This window comes from Candidatus Eisenbacteria bacterium (assembly GCA_018831195.1).
Taxonomy (GTDB): domain Bacteria; phylum Eisenbacteria; class RBG-16-71-46; order CAIMUX01; family JAHJDP01; genus JAHJDP01.
On record JAHJDP010000002.1, the window covers coordinates 1 to 16,587 of the forward strand.

The window sequence follows — 16,587 nt, forward strand, 5'->3', positions numbered from 1 at the left end:
AGACAAGAGATAACATTTTGACGCTGGAGGCGAGATAAGGGTGAGGTATGTCCTTTTCAGGGACAGTCTGTTCAAATGGATGTTGAACATAATGAAAGAGTCCAATTCGGAAAAGATAAAGCATAATGCGCTTGTTTTGGGCCTAGATCCAGAACGGTCATCCCTGTTCTAACGTATGGTTTAAGCAATTTCTTCGGATTTTGTAGCCATCTTCGGATCCGGTTGTCCAATCCTCCCGCTCTTTCAACCGGGCATACGTGATGGTTCTTTTCACTCATTCTCGATCTCTCTTTCCGCTTCGATGCCGTGAATAAAGAGGCGTTCGCAGCCGCTTGGTCAAAATAAAATCGCCGCCGAGTAATGGTTATTTATTCTTCCTGTGCTTCATTGCGTTTTTGCAAAACGCTCCAAACTGCTTGTCCTTTCTCCGCCGTTCCATATAAGACATCTTATGGTAATTCGATTCCTTCAATAGTTTCAGATAACTTCGGTGGCGCTCTTCGCTGATATCTCCATTCTCAACAGCTTTAAGAATCGCGCATCCCGCCTCGATCGTATGTGTGCAGTCTCTAAATCGGCAGCCGTCCGACAATTCCCGAATGTCCGAGAAACTCTCATCGACTCCGTCTCCGGCGTCCATTATGGCGAGCTCTCTCATTCCGGGATTATCAATTATCATGGCGCCGTTATCGAGCATGATCAGTTGGCGCCGTACTGTCGTGTGTCTTCCCCTGCCATCCTTTTCGCGAACCGGGTAGGTCTCAAACTGTTCGCCGCCCAGCAGATGATTCAACAGCGTTGTCTTGCCAACGCCGGAGGATCCCAAGAGGCAATAGGTTTTCCCTTTTTCCAGCGTTTGGCGGATTAGATTCAATCCGGCGCCTGTCGTATTGCTGAATGTTATGACTCTATTTTGAATACCAGAATCCCGAATCTCTTCAATCTTCCGCTCCAACTCCTGAGGATTATTTAAATCACTCTTACTCAGAAGAATGACCGGCTCAATCCGCTCCTGATTCGCTATCACCAAATAGCGATCGAGTCTCCGTAAATTGAAATTGGTGTCACAAGATTGAACGATAAAGGCCACATCGAGATTAGAGGCTATGATCTGAAAAGAGATATCCCTACCGGCGGCTTTCCTTTTTAGAGTGGATTTTCGAGGGAGCAGATTTTGAATAATGGCCATCGTGCCGTCATTATGATACTGAACCAAAACCCAGTCTCCCACACACGGCCATTCCAAACTCGATTCGGTTGAAAACATAAGCTTGCCGGCCAGTTGAGCTGGGATCTCATTCATTTCATCCCGCACCAGATATCGTTCCCGGTCGACCGTCGTGACACGGGCAAGCTTAAACTCCGTGGTTTTCAGCTCTTCCCAGCGCTCCTGAAACCAGCTGTCGAAACCAAGCTTCCCAAGATCCATCATCCACTCCCCAGTTTAAGGCAAAGATTCCTTCTTATTATAGTATTTGACGGCAAAAAATTTCAGGAAAAGCGAAGTGACCCGGAAAAATTATCGGGGGGTATTTGAATTCGCATTTAATCCCCGCTCAACAAAATGCCGTTCCAGTGTCGTTTTTCTACTGGTTCGGATTCCCCGTCTCAGCAAATCTCTTCAGTCGTATTAGTTGCCCATTGAGAACGGTATCGACTATAGGGGCGATATTTTGCAGGCCTCCATCAATGTATCCACCGACACTGTACGTAAATCCCAGCCTGGTTGAATCGCCTATCGCCTCGAACATCCATGTCATACTCCCCGCAAGGCCAAAACCCTGGAGCGGGCCAAGAGCGCCTGACATGCGAAGCGTCTTGCCTGGGGAATTATAAACAACTTCGAGGTGGCGAACGCCGCCGCCATCGGGTAGCGCCTCGCAGAAACAACCACCCGGCCTTGCGTCAATAGACAGGTTTTTGGAATCGCCGGAAAAGGTATGTGCCGGATCCCACCATTCGGAGACATCCTGCACCAGATTATTATAGACACTGAGAGGAGTCCCATAGATGGGGATTTCGATTTTCAGAAAGAAGCCTGAATCCGTGCAGCTCGATACTTCCGCCACCGCCGGCGCGCAGACTGACAGAACAACGAGAATTACGAATTGGCTGAAAAGTTGCTTCATGATTCACTCCTTCTTATCATCCCCACACCCCATGAATCACCGCGGGAATGATAGAGGCAAGGCCGATGATCAACAAGATTATGTTAATGATTTTACGCAAGGCGGGCTTTGACATCCGGTTGCCGATCGGCATTCCGATACTGGCGCCCAGAAAGACAGCTGGCGTCAATAGCAGGGCAAGGAGCACGCTATGGAGGATATCCGGGCCAAAAGCTATATAGAGCAAAGCAAGCTGTACGGGGATTGAAGTGGCGAAAACAGCGAAAAGAAATCCTCTCGTCTTTTCGGCTGACCAGTTATGGGCCAGTGACCATAGGACCAAGGGTGGGCCGCCCATTCCACTCACCCCGGCCAAGATCCCACTCGAGCTGAAAGCCAAACCACCCCAAATCCAGTGAACAGATTCTACTGGTGGTTTTCGGCCGATCATTTGGATCCCCACCAGGACACACAAGATGAAGCCGACGATCATTTTAATCACCATCGGATCCCATGAAACGATACTTCTGAGAGCCAGCAAGCCTACCCCGACCATGACGGTTCGCGTCGCCGTCGCTACCAATGAGGATTTCCATGGCACCGAGGCGCGAAGCCGGCTGGCGCCCAAGACTGATTGAAGAAAGGAACAAACAGCCATCGTCGCAATCACATGGGGCAGCGGCATACCCATCCAGATAAGTAAAGGAGCCGCAAACAAAGCAAAGGCGAAGCCAACGGCGCTCTGAATGGCACTGGCCAGAAATATGACGACAGCAATGCCTAGGATATATAGAATGTTAAAATTCATGGCACCCGGCTTCTGAGTAAAGAACAAGTCCGCTTTGGTTAGACGGCGAAAATGTTTTGGCTCTCCGCACTCCTCTGCAAATAAATCCAAGCAGCCCTACTCAAGATATGCCAGGTGTCTTTCAAATGCGAAGGATTTCGCGTTATCTGATCACCAGGACCTTCTCTGATTGCGCCTGCTGGCCGACTTCAAGCCGGGCCAGATAGAGCCCCCCGGCGACAGGTCGATCATTGTCATCACGGCCATCCCAAATAATATTATGCGATCCCCGGTTCAGCTGTTGCTCTACCAAAGTTCGCACAATTCTCCCGTTGACATTATAAACTTTCAATGACACAACACTGCTATGCGGAAGAGCGAATGAATAGGCTGTTCCGGTGTGCATTGGGTTGGGTCCCACATGCAACCCCAGAACCGGATCCACGGATACATTTCTTATATCGGATGTCGGACAATCAAAGGGGCCGAGAAAGTCACATACTTTCGGAGTCGTATTGTCGTAGGCAACCTGAAGCTCGTCCATCACCGTGGACATCGGTTTATCAGATTCACTGATGCTATACGCTTCAATTTGAATGGCCAGCTTTTTGGGGAGCCCACAGACTGATATGTCTTCTTCATTGTCCAAAAAGAGAAACTCATCCATTAGATCCGGATCACCATACATAGGCCTGCCGCTCACTACTGTCAGCTTCACATCCGCAGCATCGATCTCGAGAAGGGCTTGATACGGATCCTCAGGATCACCGGGAATAACCATGAGATCGGCCTGATAACCCGTCGCCACTTGGCCTATTCGATCTTCAGCGCCCATGGCATAGGCGGCATTCCTTGTGGCAAAGAGGGCAAAATCCACGGGCTCAATCGTACTGCCCCAGAAAAGTGTGTTCAATTTGTTGCCATACTGGATTTCCTGCAGCATGTCCCGCGTGCCCGATTCGGTCCAATCCGGTGCAATTGCAACATTCACCCCGGCGAGCAGAGCGCCCGGAATGTCGGGCGATGCAGCATAAAGGAACATGTCGCTTTTGGGAGACCAGACCAGATTGGCCTCTGCTTCAGCCATGAGTTGCCATTCAGTTGGACCGTACGGGATACCATGAAGGATGGTCGTCCGCCAATCCAACATGCCCCATTGCCGCCAGGTATAAAATTCCTGTAAAGCGGCCGCATTGATACCTTCAGACAAATGGATAACAAATCGATCCCAATACTCCTCTTTCATGTCCTGCCAGTAGTTCATGTCCTCGTCAAGTGGAAATGTCTTCGTATAAATACGACTTGGAAATCTTTCTGCATTATTTATAACCATTCCCTGCTGGCCGTAAAAATCATCGCTCTCGACGTTGCAGTTTCTTCCTTGCATCATCGTTGTACCGGCACAAAGCGCTCGCACTTCGGCGACTTTGAAGACATTGCCAATTTGAGCGTTGGTGCCGCCGTAATCTATAATGGCATCAAGCTGATCTCCAAAATCAGAGTATATTGGAGTGATCCGCCACTCATATCGATCCGCAAAGGTTTGCCCGAAAGGAATATGATCCAGAACATTATAAGCTGCGTGATTATGGCCATCGATTAAGCCGGGGAAAATCAAACCACCGGTCTCAACAAGCAGCAGCTCCCTCGGTGGAGATGATGTGATGCCGATAATTCTGTCGCCCTGGATCTCAATGTATGAATCCTCGAGAATCTCGAGGGCTGGATTCATCGTCACAATATCTCCCCCTATAACAAAATGCGGTATGATATCGCCCGTTAAGTCCATGGTGTTGCGCGGCTCGAGTTTATATTGACCGGCGCTATAGTACAAAAACCCGGTCACGGAGGCCAAAGAGTCACCGATTCTGGGAAAGTACATATAGTCGTTTAGGTCATCGCAGCGAATATCGCCGCTTCCATCGTTGGCTATCCACTCGCCGGCGCCCAAAAGAGATGTCACTGTGAGATCATTGATGCTGAGAAGCACAGATTCATACTGTTCTTGGGGTGCGTCTGCCGCCCAAACAACCAAGGATCCGATGGAATTGCCGGTCGAGAGAAGGGTATAGCTGGTAATCTCCCACAGTATTGTCATGCCGCTGACCTCAATCACCGTACCGCTAATTTCCACCTCATCGCCAATCTGCGGGCCGTTGCTTTGGGAATAGACGTAGACCGCCTGCCAGGGACCGGTCCCTTCGGCGATCACATACCCGTAATAGGTAATGGCGGAGACGACACCTGAGGTTGTGATGAATTGCCCATTATAGGGGGATACCCCCGATGGATCAGTCGTGTATTGAATATCATAGACTGCAACCCCTGACACCGCTGTAACCGCAAACAAGATAAGAAGTAAGCTGATTACGGATGCTTGTGTAAATTTCATCGGCGTGGCCTCCATCTATGTGGTGTAAGAAGCAGCAATTATCTTTGTGCCTAGATCTATGACGAGAAAGCTGGTACATGCGAACCGATCAACTTCATGTACGCCCCTCAATTCCGAATTTTGATATCATAGACCCTCAGAAGAACACACCGGGATTCTACCTCAGAATATAGGCGCATGGCAAGCTCCCCGGGCGGCGGCGTCCGTCCAATACTGATATTGCCTGCCTTGCCCCCCGCCTGCTACTCTACCGACATGAATAGGGAATCGGACCATCGTGGCAAATCCTTCAGTATTCATCTCGTTATATTCTTCACGGGTTTTACATTTTTGATCTATGAGGTCAGTTGGAATCGACTACTGTCCTTGACTCTTGGAACGACCGTCACGGCATCTACAATCGTTCTCTCGTCCTTCATGGCGGGATTCGGAATAGGCGCCTATTTTTGGGGCCGCATCGCCAACGACAGGATCCAGCTCGGAAAAATCCTGTCGGCGCTGCTCACTGGGATCGGAATCACCAGCGCGCTTAATTATTTCATTTTATCCCTCGGGCTCCCCCTTCTATATTCCGCTCTTTCCCGAGGAGGGACCCCTTCGCAAATCGTCGAAATGGTAGCTTTTGCCATCGCCACGCTTTTACTTTTTGTCCCCGCCTTTTTCATGGGTGCCATCTTCCCGCTTGGCAGCAAGATTGCGGTGAAATCGGCCGTCTCGATCCCCGCCGCCTTAGGCCGATTGTACGCCTTCGAGACTCTAGGCAGCGCCCTCGGCGGATTGGTGGCGGGTTTTATCTTGTTGGGGACGCTGGGGCAAAGAAATACCTTTGTGTTTGCCATCATTATCAATCTTTCCTTGGCTATTTGGATTTTCATTACAAAAAGATTCAATCCATACGAAATGCCAACCCAAGAATCCGCCGATACCGGGCCGGCGTATTCTTCAAAAGCTAAATCCCGCGGCGTTCTCGGCCGCACGCCCATGGCCCTTAAAAGAACCGCCTTGATGGGAGCGTTTGTCTGCGGATTCGCCATACTGAGCCTTCAGATTTTGTGGTTGAGGGTCTTTCGGATCTATTTGACCAATACGAGTTACACCTTCGCCCTTGTGTCATCGCTGGCTATTCTTGGATTGTATACCGGTAGCACAATATTCAAATACATCGGTCATAAAAACGACAATTATCAGAGATCCATGTATCGCATCATACTCTTGATGAGTGCCGTCGTTCTTTTGGGTCTCATGTTTCTGATCTATCTGCCCCAGGCTCTCATGTTTCCATTTCAAACGCTCTGGGTTCATCCGCTGCTGCGCGTGCTGTTGTTGCCCTTCGTCGCAGCCATTCTCATTGTCTTTCCTCCTTCAGTTTGTTCCGGCTATGCCTTTCCGCTGGCTTGCCGCATGTATACCGGACGCGGGCAGAACATCAGCAAAGATGTTGGATTTGTGTTAATGATCAATACGATAGGGTCTGTCGTCGGACCAATTGTCGCCGCTTTTGTTCTTATCCCCGGGCTGGGCGCCGCAATATCGATCCTACTCGTCGTCTGGCTTCTGGCCGGCACGGCGCTTCTTATCTTGCACACGCAGAAATCGCCTCGCAAGCCTCGATTAGCTCTGGGTTGTCTCTATGCGGCCACCGCCCTTCTCCTTGCTGTGGTCATTGTTAAGCCGGATATTAAAATTCTTCCACCCTCCTTCTGCCGTTTTGATCACGATATCTTGTACTACCGCGAGTCGGTTGAAGGAACACTCACCGTCGGACAAGACAAGGGAGCCGGCCAGGCAACTAAGTACACCTTTGTGAACAACAGCGCCGTTATTGGATCAACTTACGACGCCATCAAGGTCGTTAAGATGATCGGTCATACCCCCTTTTTTCTGGGACTCGATTGCAAAAATGCTTTGGTCATCGGATTTGGCATTGGCGTAACCACCTCGGCGATCGCCTCCCATCCAGAAGTCGAATCGATTGAATGCGTAGAATTAGTGGCCGGATTGGGAGAAGCGGCCGTTTTTTATAACGACTTGAATCAAAATGTCATGGAAGACCCGAGGCTCAAGCTCGTCCACGGCGACGGCCGGCATTATCTTCAGATGACATCAAAGAAGTATGATCTGATTTCCTGCGATCCCACCCACCCCATTCTGGGTTCGGGGAATCTCTATACAAAAGACTATTTTTTGCTGTGCCTGGAGCATCTGAATCCGGGAGGGATGGTTTCCCAATATCTTCCTCTTCACAAACTGCGATTGGTGGATTTTTTAGGCATCATCAGCACATTCCACTCCGTGTTTCCAAACAGCACGGTCTGGCTCGGGCATTATCACGCAATGCTCCTGGGATCTACAGACCCGATTGAAATCGATTTTGAGACCTGGTCGGCAAACATTGAAAAGATCGACATAGATGTTCATTTTTACTCAGATCCTTACCACCTTGCCGCCAATCTTATGCTGGATGGCGCCACGATCGGGAAGCTCCCCACCCAAAACAGAATCAATACTGATGATCATTCCTATACCGAATTTTTTGCGCCCGCATGTCTTGATGCTGACAATATCAGTAGGAATTTGGCCTTCTTTATGGAGAGGCCGGCCGGACCGGTCTCCATTTTCAAGAACATTGCGGATGCGGAGAGAATGGAGCATTTTGTCCTGGGGAATCAGCTGTTAACCAAGAGTCTCTATTATCAATTAAACGGAGACAATCAGCGCAGCCTGCAGTTCTTGCGCCAGGCCTGCCGGTCGAATCCAGAGGATCAGGAGTATCCCTTCCTTATGCAACTCTACTTCAATGTTTCACAATAAAGCCAGCGGGATATCTAGTTGATCATATATCGAAGCACGTTCCATACCCCAACAGCCGCGAAAACCGTGCATAGAATAGAGAAGACGCCAAGATAACGATTTTTCAGCCAGCCACTGAGTCCGAGCATTGAAAAGAGGAAAAACAGACCCAGTATAAACGACCGCGACAAGGATATATGGGCGCCCAAGCGCCATGTTTCTGCAGACTCTTGCAGCGCTTCGGGCCCGCCCTTAACCAAAGTCTGCGCCGCAAAAGAACCCATCAATGACCACCCCAGAGCAGAAACCAGCAAACAGGCTGCCGCAGCCGTCGTCACAGCGATCGAGGCAGATAGAATGCGCCCTTTCTCTTTGTGGCCGAGAAGCAGCGCGAGAAACGTAATGGAAAATCCCGCAAGAATTGCGCTGACGTTGGCTAATTGTCCATAAAATGCATCCATCAGTTTCCCTCATCGCATCATTACGCGGCCCTTGCCCACACCTATTCTATTATTTATAGAATATAATAGACATCATTGATCTCAAGGCCTGCACGATATTTCTGTAGACGCCTTTCAAGTTTTTATCACGCTCCCACCTTCCGAAACGCATAAACTGCAAATCCCAACGTATCCCTCCCCCATTTCAGATAACTGTGTTTCTCGCGGGATATGCGTTCTTGAAGATAGGTGACATCCGGATCGTCGGCATGTTTCCGGCTATACTCATCGGCTGCATACCATTGCAGGCCCTCGTATTCATCCCAATCCTTTTCCTCGCTGACAATTGAATAGACAAGGCGCAGGCCCTTCTCCTCTGCAACACGTACATTTCCTTCGCATGTGCTGAATGTACCCGCACTGCAATCAATGGCCGCCAAATACTCTTTGGATGGATCTCGCCGCCAGTGCGGCTCCCCGATGATAACCCAGCCGTTTTGTTTAACCATGGGAATCAATGCCTCAAGCGTTCCTGCATGCCCGCCATAAATCCAGCTGGCTCCGATACACGCGGCCAAATCGAGGCTATTCGGCATGTCGGGTGAAAATTCCGCCCCATCCATTTCCAAAAATTTAATCCCTACCCCTTGGATCCTTTCGGCCAGCCTCTGCTTGGCGTCAGCCACACAGAAGGGGGAAATATCGACGCCGATACCGGTCACGCCGTATTTTTCTGCCAGACGGATGATGAACTCACCCTTGCCGCAAGCTACTTCCGCGACCAGCGCTCCAGCGGGAAGCCGAAGAAGCTCGATGAAACGGCCAAGCCGCTCCACACTCATCGGATTACAGAAAACATGTTCGCGATGGGTAATGTCATAAAACTTCCACTTTTCCATATTTCCTCCATGGTTTTTCTTGGGCCATTCTATCGCCGCAGAGTTCAAGATGTGATGATTCGCTCGAGTGTCGCTCGGTGTCGAAGCATCCAAGAGGCGCCTCTCGTCCTCCAGGTTATCCCCACAATGGGGTGGGATCTGTCGTTTCTGGGACAACATCAGGATTCATCACCTGGTCAGCGGCATCGTGCACTGCCAGTTCAATCATGATATCCAAAAATCCGCACCGCGCGGCGCGGGGAAGCTCAACCCGCGGGTCAACGGGGCCGGCATTCTCCCAGTCAATAAGCGCATGCGGCAGCCTTCCCCTGGCAAGAAAATTCCACGGCCCTGTATCGCAATGACCAATGACAGAATCCGGCCCGCCAATAGACCGTCCATGCCAGGGTCTCCAAATAGCATCACTGGGGATAGCAAAGGATTGGGTTGCCGTATGAAAATCCCGCAGAAACCGGCCAATCAACGGAAAGGCATCTTCTCTCCACGGTCCGGGATGGATGAACTCGCCTTCAATATAGGTGAGCGTTTCTCTACCGCGGTCATCAAACCCGGAGCCGACAACCCGCGGCGCACCCTGAAATCCCACCACCTCCAGGTGTCTTAAGAGCTTGTGGACCGTTGGAGCCCAAGATCCGGTTTCCCGATAAACAATATCTCCCCGGCGTGAAACCGCCGTGCGCCTCCCGCCGGCCAGCGGGATTTCAATCATGCCAAGCCTCCCTCGGAACAGATGCCTCAGCGAGATGGGGTTTCACTTAGCGAGCCCGCCCTCAAATGTCCCATAGGGAACGGTCACTTGCCCATCCAGACGCTCTACCTGTCCCATATCCTCCGCCCGGCCCTTGTCGTATTCCTGCCGGTAGGGGACCCCGATCTCGGGGTTCCCCGGCATGATGATGCCGGGCTGCGCTCCGTCGAGGCCTGCTTCCCACGAACCGGCGCGGTTCTCGGTGCCGTCTTCCTTAATGGCGCGCGTGTTCTCGCCAAAGTACCTAATGGATCCATCCGCACCCTGGGCATACCAATCGAGGGTGATCTCCGCAAGCCGGCCTTGCTCGTCCTCACGGCTCTCCACCACAGCGCAGGAAACACCCATCAAATCACGTGTTTGATCGGTAACAACGACTTCGACACGCTCATCTCCATCCGGCGTACTATATATATGGTCCCTGGAGTGAGCGGGAAAAATGGGTTATCCACGGTCGATGAAAATCGATTCGGATCAATCTTGGGCGCATAACTCTCTAATTTTTGATCGGTTGTATCGGTGCAGGATGACAGGAAGCCGATCATAAGTATGATAAACCCTGCGGTCAAAAGGTGCGCTTTCACAACCAGTTCCTCCTTATCAGGGCTTCACTTCCCTTAAAATCCCACCCGATCTCATTTTTATCTCATTTAGTTTCAGCGGACAACGGGCATTCTATCTATCCATTTCCTGAAATTCCAGGATTATAAAAATGTTCCGGATCCCTTTGGCGTCGCAAGGAAAACATTGCGATCATCATGTGGCGTATGCCACGCTGGGAGTGTATTAGATTGCAGGAGGCTCAACCAGAACCCCCTCGCGCCGCCTCCGATTGATCGTGGCGGAGATATTCGCCCGTTACAGGTTCTTTGCTATATAGGGATACAAATTCATGGCTCGAGAAGATGCAATTTTAAACACCCGCCATAAGGCGCTCCTCCTGAACAAGAATCCCCTGATCTACGGATCATTGGCGGAAATCGGCGCCGGCCAGGAGGTGGCGCGCCAGTTTTTTCAGGCCGGCGGCGCTTCGGGTACGATCGCCAAGACCATGTCGGCCTATGACATGGGAATGAGTGATTCGATTTACGGCGTCGACCAGACGGGAAGATATGTCTCCCTGACGCGGCTGGAAAGCATGCTCGATACCGAGTTCACGGATCTCATTAAGCGCGTCTCCGAAAACCGCTCGCCCGAATCCACTTTTTTCGCCTTTGCCGACACCGTGGCGGCCAAAGCGTATAAGTCGGATAAGGATTGCCATGGATGGATGGGGATAAAGTTTCAGTGCACCCCAGGAGCCGAACCGAGCCAGATCGCCATGCATGTGCGCTTGCTCGATAAAACAAATCGCGAACAACAAGAAGCCTTGGGCATCCTCGGCGTCAGCCTTATTCATTCATCCTTTGTTCATTCAAGAAACCCTGAAGCGCTGGTCGATGCCCTGATTGAGGATATTGACTGGGGCCGCATTGAAGTCGATTTCATACGTCTTGAGGGTTCCTGTTTCAAGGATGTCGATAATATGCAAATGAACCTACGGCTGGTCACGTCAAGTCTCGGGCCGGTCGTTATGTTCACTCCCGACAGGAAGGCCGTTGTGCCGGCTGATCTTATTTTTAGAAAAAACGTCCTCATTCTCCGCGGGAACTTCCGCCCTTTTACGAATGTCCATGCCGACATGATTCAATGCGGTATGCACACATTCGCCCAAGATCTTTCCACATCAGAAAAGAATATTGTTTGTTTCTGCGAAATGAACATGGCTCAATATTTATCAGACGGGGTTGATGAAGTTTCTGATCTTGAAGAACGCGTACTGATGCTCACCGGGAAGGGATACAATGTCATGGTCACTTCTCACTTCCGATATTTCCGTCTCAGTGAATATTTCTCTAACCATGGCAAGCGAAAGATCGGCTTCATTCTCTCGGTAGACAATATTTTATCGATTCTCGATGAAAAATATTATGAAGGCATGGAAGGCGGTCTTCTTGAGGCGATGGGTAAACTCTTCACGTCGGATTCCAAACTACTCGTTTACCCGAACTTGACCCCTGATGGTGAATTAGTAACGGCAGAGAATATTCTCATTCCGGATAATCAGAAATACCTTTACCGGCACCTACATTACAACAAGCGTTTGCTATCGCTGCGGCCGGACTCAAAAAACCTCGTGCCGTTCGCTGTACATCCTGAACCCCAATAATGTTTCCACCGCGGAATCGAGCCATTTCTATTTTTCCCCAAGATAGGTCGGCGGGAGTTTCTCTTCGTGCACCGTATCCCCGGTCTTCCTCACTCGGAACGCCGCGGCCCCCGGCCGGGAACTGACAATGCGGGCAAGCTTCTTGCCTATAAAATGAAGAGCGACGCCATCCTCGGCTGCCAGGCCGTCTTTCATCCGGCCCCCCTTAACCAGCCGCTTGAATGCGGGACGTCTATTTTCTTCGCTGTCATAGTGAGGACAATGGCTCCCCGCAAGGAAACCCAGGCATGGGAGAACGGTCAAACGATCTGAAATGGAGTCGGTCAATCCCTGCTCAAACCAGCAGATCGACCCGGCGCTGAGCCCGCCGAGAACCACTCCCTGGCGCCATGCCTTTCGGAGTATTTTGTCTAATCTCCATTCCTTCCACAACGCCAGCATACTTTTAGTGTTCCCCCCACCGACATAAATAGCATCCTGCGAAAGAACAAAGGACTCTATTCGCTCGGGGGGATAAAACAAGGATAGGTGGCTCGGTTGGCAGCGGTGCTTTGCAAAAGCATCATAGAATGTAACAATATAGGTGTCGGAATCACCTGATGCCGTCGGCAGAAAACAGACGCGCGGCGTGCGTTTACCCGTCTGCCGGAGGAAGTACTTATCCAAGAGTGGGTTTTCCGGCTCCATCGAGAAGCCCCCTCCGCCCATGGCTATGATTTGCGGCTTTTTCATGACATGTTTCGTACCTTTTCATCCCCTTCGGTCGCCGCCGAATTGCGGCTCACTGCCGGCATGGGTTCGGCCACATAGACAACAAAATCCTGCCCCAAAAATGAGTACTCTGTTGTTTCAACCGCATCCAGCTCCTCTTCAATCACATCCCGGTGGACTGCGTTGCGGTAAATGATCCATGTTTTCCTGCCCTGTCTTTCAAGAGAAGCCATGAGATTCCGCATAACCTGTCTTAGAACATAAGCATCAAAGGGATTAAACATGTAGAGAACATCTTCGTCGTCTTCAATTTTGTAATCATAGGCATCGGATTCATAAATCGTGAATTTTGTGTCCACGTTGGCTCTGTCTTTGTAGATGGAACAATTTCTTCTGGCAATATCACATAATACCGGCGAGATCTCCACGCCTTTGGCCTCTGCAAATCCGAATTCAGATGCAATGAGAAGGACTTTCCCTTTGCCGCTTCCCAGGTCAACAAGGGTCTTCCCCGCAGGGATATTCATTCTTCTCAACAACCTCCTCAGAGCGGCCGCATGCGTCGGTTGATAGAGCTCGGCGTGTTTCTTTTTTTCATCGTCTATTCCCAGGTCATCCAATTCCAACCAGGAATATGTCTCCGTTCCGCGTTTTCTATCAAAAAAGTAATCTATACAATGAGACAGAGAATTGACAAGGGTTCCCAAAAGCCCCCTTCTCTTCACCGATCGCAAAAATCTTTTAATATTTAATCGTTTCATTCTTGTATCCATCTATTTCGCGATGGATTGAACCCGGCAGCAAAAGCAAAGGCCGCCTCCCTGCGGCCCTCGCCTCTTGTGTACAACTTTACCTTGGCCAGCCCATTGCCCAATAACATCTGCTCGATGACTTCCGCTTGATTACTTCTGCTTGAGCAGATCTCTGATCTCTGTTAGGAGGACCTCCTCCTTCGGGGGCGCCGGTGGCGCTTTGGGCGCTTCTTCTTCTTTTTTCTTCAGCGAGTTCATGGCCTTGATGACCATGAAAATCGCGAAAGCGACAATGATGAAGTCCACTATGGTTTGGATGAATTTGCCGTAGTTCAGTGTCACGGCAGCCGCTTCCGCTGTGGCCCCTTTCAGCGTTATCACCAGGGCAGTAAAGTTAACATTTCCGAGAAGCAAACCGATCGGCGGCATAATGAGATCCGCCACCAATGACGAGACAATCTTTCCAAAAGCCCCGCCGATGACAATGCCGACCGCCATGTCGATAACATTGCCGCGCATCGCAAATGTCTTGAATTCTTTCATCATACCCATAGACACATCCTCCGTTGGTTTGGCTTTGGTCAAGCGACCCTGGGCCCATCCAAAACAGCCCCGGTCGATCAAAACTATAATAGGCTATCTTTCCAAGGGATGCCAGAATTGCTATAGGATGGACCGGCAGAACAAGTTAACGTTTGTTCTTCCAGCGGCTCTCCCTTCGTTCCGGCGACACGAATGGCCTCATTGCACCAAACCAAATCGAGGTCTGATGCCCAGATCCAGAACAACAACGCGATCAAAGAAGAGGGCATTCCCGATCAGCCCGTTCGCCGGGAAGGGCCAATTTGAAAAGAGATCAGGTTGTTCCTTTATGTAGAAGACGTTGGGATCCTCAATCCTGGCAGAACCTATGACCAAGGCTCCAAGAGCGGGGGCGCCCAAGATCGTCATCGCCCGGCCCCACGAGCCGACAATCCACTCGGTTTCAGCCTGCTCGGGTCCGGCGCACTCCGTCAGCGTTTTCCATCGATCGAAATCGACAATCAGGCCGAAGGCGCTGGATCCGGTATCAAAGAGGAGTCCATCCAATCCCTTGCCATTCAGAGTAATATTTAGGAAGAGTTTCGCATCACGCAGCTCGGCGGGTGTCCAGGTTGTCCGTTGCCATAGCCAGACCGGGGCCTGACCATGTTTCATCAGGATTATCCTGTTCCCGGGAAAATCGATTATCACAAGCTGGCCGGCCAGCAGGTCCAACCCAATCGATCCGCCTAGTTTATCCGGATCGCCGTGATCTTCACGGGTGCGCACCCACACGGGGCCGAGGTCCATGCCACCGATCTCCATTCTTGGCACATGAACCATTCCGTCGCACGTTTCCCATCCACGTTTCGCTGGAATGTTTCCATAGAGAAGGGTCACATCAAGACCGGTATCCACCTGAAACCTACAGGTGTCCCCATCAAGCTTCACAGGAACCTTCATGGCGGCGCGGTCGGAGACGCCTTCTTTTGCGACCCACTCGATGGGGCTGGATGGCGTCTGTCCGAATAACGAATCGAGTTGCGAGCGCAGATCCGGGGGCGGTTCGGCTTCAACCGGCCGCGGCAGGAACAGGGCGCAAACCAACAAACATTGAAGGTATCTTGAACGACGCATTTTTATGCCTTCCGTATCATCTCGTCGATCTCTTTTAGTACCGGCCAGGCGCCCCTGGTTGTGTTGGATATCACGGTGACCTGCAAATCGTTGGCTCTCATTGTGCTCGATTTGAAAGAAACCCCTGCGTCGCAACCTTCGATATATTCCCTTGGCTCCTGTTCGTTCTCATGATAAATCCATATCCCGCGCCCATAGTATTTGTTTTGTCCTTCTGTCTCAGCCTTAACATTTGGTCTCACATAGAGTTCAACCATTTCTTTCGACAGGATTTTGCATCCCCAGAAGGCGTCCCACAGTTTCGCCAGATCGTACAACGTGGTGTAGGCTCCCCCGTCCGATGCGCCGACAATAGGAAGATTGAAAACGTTGGTCCGCCATCCGTCCTCTTCCTCAATATAGCCAAAAGCCGTGTTTTCAGGCAGCTTGTTCATGGCAAAATATCCGGAACGAGTCATTCCGATGGGTGTGAAGATCTCCTGCTCAACGAATTTTTGATATGTTTCCCCGCTTAACTCCTCAATAATGATCCCTAGGATTATATATCCGCCATTTGAATACGAGAATCGCCGTCCCGGCTCGAATTTCATCTCTCCCTTGGGGAATACGGCCAGATAATCTCTCGGCCCTCTCAATTCATACCACGGAACCCCGACAGAAAAGTTATTATAATCCGTGATATTTTCCTCGTCGTAGTAGTCCGGAATCCCAGATGTATGAGTTAATAAATGCTCTATGGTAATCTCGTCTGAGTACTGAGGAAAATCCAGATTGATGCACTCTTTCGCTCTAGTTGAAAAGGAAAGCTTGCCGTCTTCGATGAGCTTTCCAATGGCCAATGCGGTGAAGAATTTTGTTCCCGATGCAATGCCGAATCGGGTTTCCGGCGTATTCGCGATCCTGTTACTGCGATCGGCATAACCCGCCGCCCGCTCATAAAGAACCTTCCCGTTTCGGCGAATACCAACGACGCCGGAAAAGGCGTGTTTTTCAATGGACCTGTCGATTGCTGGTTTGAGTTCTCCCGGCTTCACGGATACCTCCTACGGCGGGAATCTTGGCATGATCCCCGTTCAATTGTCTCCAATTCCC

Annotated in this window: 14 protein-coding genes and 2 pseudogenes; 2 read left to right on the plus strand and 14 right to left on the minus strand. The window is 50.6% G+C overall.

Annotation, left to right across the window (positions count from 1 at the left end):
- Window positions 1-364: 364 nt before the first annotated feature.
- The 4 genes from rsgA to KJ970_00060 form a co-directional block, all read right to left on the minus strand.
- Window positions 365-1,429, minus strand: a complete 1,065-nt coding sequence (gene rsgA, locus KJ970_00045; protein MBU2689291.1) for a ribosome small subunit-dependent GTPase A — start codon at window positions 1,427-1,429, stop codon at window positions 365-367.
- Between the two features lie 157 nt (window positions 1,430-1,586).
- On the minus strand, window positions 1,587-2,129 hold the full coding sequence (locus tag KJ970_00050; protein ID MBU2689292.1) for a hypothetical protein: 543 nt from the start codon (window positions 2,127-2,129) through the stop codon (window positions 1,587-1,589).
- Between the two features lie 16 nt (window positions 2,130-2,145).
- A complete protein-coding gene (locus KJ970_00055; GenBank protein ID MBU2689293.1) occupies window positions 2,146-2,916 on the minus strand; it encodes a TSUP family transporter in 771 nt (256 codons plus the stop codon).
- A gap of 142 nt (window positions 2,917-3,058) precedes the next feature.
- Window positions 3,059-5,287 (minus strand): amidohydrolase family protein, encoded by a 2,229-nt coding sequence (locus tag KJ970_00060; GenBank protein ID MBU2689294.1) that lies wholly within the window; start codon window positions 5,285-5,287, stop codon window positions 3,059-3,061.
- A 177-nt stretch (window positions 5,288-5,464) separates the two neighbouring features.
- Between KJ970_00060 and KJ970_00065 the strand changes: the two genes are divergently transcribed.
- Window positions 5,465-8,098 (plus strand): fused MFS/spermidine synthase, encoded by a 2,634-nt coding sequence (locus KJ970_00065; protein ID MBU2689295.1) that lies wholly within the window; start codon window positions 5,465-5,467, stop codon window positions 8,096-8,098.
- A gap of 14 nt (window positions 8,099-8,112) precedes the next feature.
- Here KJ970_00065 and KJ970_00070 read toward each other — a convergent pair whose 3' ends face one another.
- The 5 genes and pseudogenes from KJ970_00070 to KJ970_00090 form a co-directional block, all read right to left on the minus strand.
- The gene (locus KJ970_00070; protein MBU2689296.1) at window positions 8,113-8,538 is read right to left on the minus strand and encodes a hypothetical protein; all 426 of its coding nucleotides are present in this window, start codon (window positions 8,536-8,538) and stop codon (window positions 8,113-8,115) included.
- A 125-nt stretch (window positions 8,539-8,663) separates the two neighbouring features.
- A complete protein-coding gene (locus KJ970_00075) occupies window positions 8,664-9,416 on the minus strand; it encodes a class I SAM-dependent methyltransferase (protein ID MBU2689297.1) in 753 nt (250 codons plus the stop codon).
- 44 nt (window positions 9,417-9,460) lie between these two features.
- Window positions 9,461-10,125 (minus strand): annotated as a pseudogene (locus KJ970_00080) (aminoglycoside phosphotransferase family protein).
- A gap of 283 nt (window positions 10,126-10,408) precedes the next feature.
- Window positions 10,409-10,471, minus strand: a pseudogene (locus KJ970_00085) (zinc ribbon domain-containing protein).
- 40 nt (window positions 10,472-10,511) lie between these two features.
- Complete coding sequence (locus tag KJ970_00090; protein ID MBU2689298.1) at window positions 10,512-10,748, minus strand: hypothetical protein; 237 nt, start codon at window positions 10,746-10,748, stop codon at window positions 10,512-10,514.
- A gap of 308 nt (window positions 10,749-11,056) precedes the next feature.
- On the opposite strand from KJ970_00090, the gene KJ970_00095 reads away from it, so the two are divergent.
- On the plus strand, window positions 11,057-12,373 hold the full coding sequence (locus KJ970_00095) for a TonB-dependent receptor (GenBank protein ID MBU2689299.1): 1,317 nt from the start codon (window positions 11,057-11,059) through the stop codon (window positions 12,371-12,373).
- A gap of 27 nt (window positions 12,374-12,400) precedes the next feature.
- Here the strand turns inward: KJ970_00095 and KJ970_00100 are convergent, their stop codons facing one another.
- From KJ970_00100 to KJ970_00120, 5 genes are all read right to left on the minus strand, one after another.
- On the minus strand, window positions 12,401-13,105 hold the full coding sequence (locus KJ970_00100; GenBank protein MBU2689300.1) for a peptidase E: 705 nt from the start codon (window positions 13,103-13,105) through the stop codon (window positions 12,401-12,403).
- Window positions 13,102-13,845 carry a class I SAM-dependent methyltransferase gene (locus KJ970_00105; GenBank protein ID MBU2689301.1) on the minus strand — a complete coding sequence of 248 codons (744 nt, stop codon included), beginning with the start codon at window positions 13,843-13,845 and terminating at the stop codon, window positions 13,102-13,104. Before KJ970_00105 ends, KJ970_00100 begins: the two co-directional genes overlap by 4 nt.
- A gap of 141 nt (window positions 13,846-13,986) precedes the next feature.
- A complete protein-coding gene (gene mscL, locus KJ970_00110; protein ID MBU2689302.1) occupies window positions 13,987-14,382 on the minus strand; it encodes a large-conductance mechanosensitive channel protein MscL in 396 nt (131 codons plus the stop codon).
- 195 nt (window positions 14,383-14,577) lie between these two features.
- A complete protein-coding gene (locus KJ970_00115) occupies window positions 14,578-15,495 on the minus strand; it encodes a hypothetical protein (GenBank protein MBU2689303.1) in 918 nt (305 codons plus the stop codon).
- A 2-nt stretch (window positions 15,496-15,497) separates the two neighbouring features.
- Window positions 15,498-16,529, minus strand: coding sequence for a beta-lactamase family protein (locus tag KJ970_00120; protein MBU2689304.1), 1,032 nt, complete (start codon window positions 16,527-16,529; stop codon window positions 15,498-15,500).
- Window positions 16,530-16,587: the final 58 nt, after the last annotated feature.

Excerpts from the sequence above, each read along its gene's own strand:
- KJ970_00075 (MBU2689297.1), bottom strand. The coding sequence starts at position 9,416 with ATGGAAAAGTGGAAGTTTTATGACATTACCCATCGCGAACATGTTTTC.
- KJ970_00070 (MBU2689296.1), bottom strand. The coding sequence starts at position 8,538 with ATGGATGCATTTTATGGACAATTAGCCAACGTCAGCGCAATTCTTGCG.
- mscL (MBU2689302.1), bottom strand. The coding sequence starts at position 14,382 with ATGATGAAAGAATTCAAGACATTTGCGATGCGCGGCAATGTTATCGAC.
- KJ970_00095 (MBU2689299.1), top strand. The coding sequence starts at position 11,057 with ATGGCTCGAGAAGATGCAATTTTAAACACCCGCCATAAGGCGCTCCTC.
- KJ970_00065 (MBU2689295.1), top strand. The coding sequence starts at position 5,465 with ATGGCAAGCTCCCCGGGCGGCGGCGTCCGTCCAATACTGATATTGCCT.
- rsgA (MBU2689291.1), bottom strand. The coding sequence starts at position 1,429 with ATGGATCTTGGGAAGCTTGGTTTCGACAGCTGGTTTCAGGAGCGCTGG.
- KJ970_00115 (MBU2689303.1), bottom strand. The coding sequence starts at position 15,495 with ATGCGTCGTTCAAGATACCTTCAATGTTTGTTGGTTTGCGCCCTGTTC.
- KJ970_00060 (MBU2689294.1), bottom strand. The coding sequence starts at position 5,287 with ATGAAATTTACACAAGCATCCGTAATCAGCTTACTTCTTATCTTGTTT.
- KJ970_00105 (MBU2689301.1), bottom strand. The coding sequence starts at position 13,845 with ATGAAACGATTAAATATTAAAAGATTTTTGCGATCGGTGAAGAGAAGG.
- KJ970_00055 (MBU2689293.1), bottom strand. The coding sequence starts at position 2,916 with ATGAATTTTAACATTCTATATATCCTAGGCATTGCTGTCGTCATATTT.
- KJ970_00050 (MBU2689292.1), bottom strand. The coding sequence starts at position 2,129 with ATGAAGCAACTTTTCAGCCAATTCGTAATTCTCGTTGTTCTGTCAGTC.
- KJ970_00100 (MBU2689300.1), bottom strand. The coding sequence starts at position 13,105 with ATGAAAAAGCCGCAAATCATAGCCATGGGCGGAGGGGGCTTCTCGATG.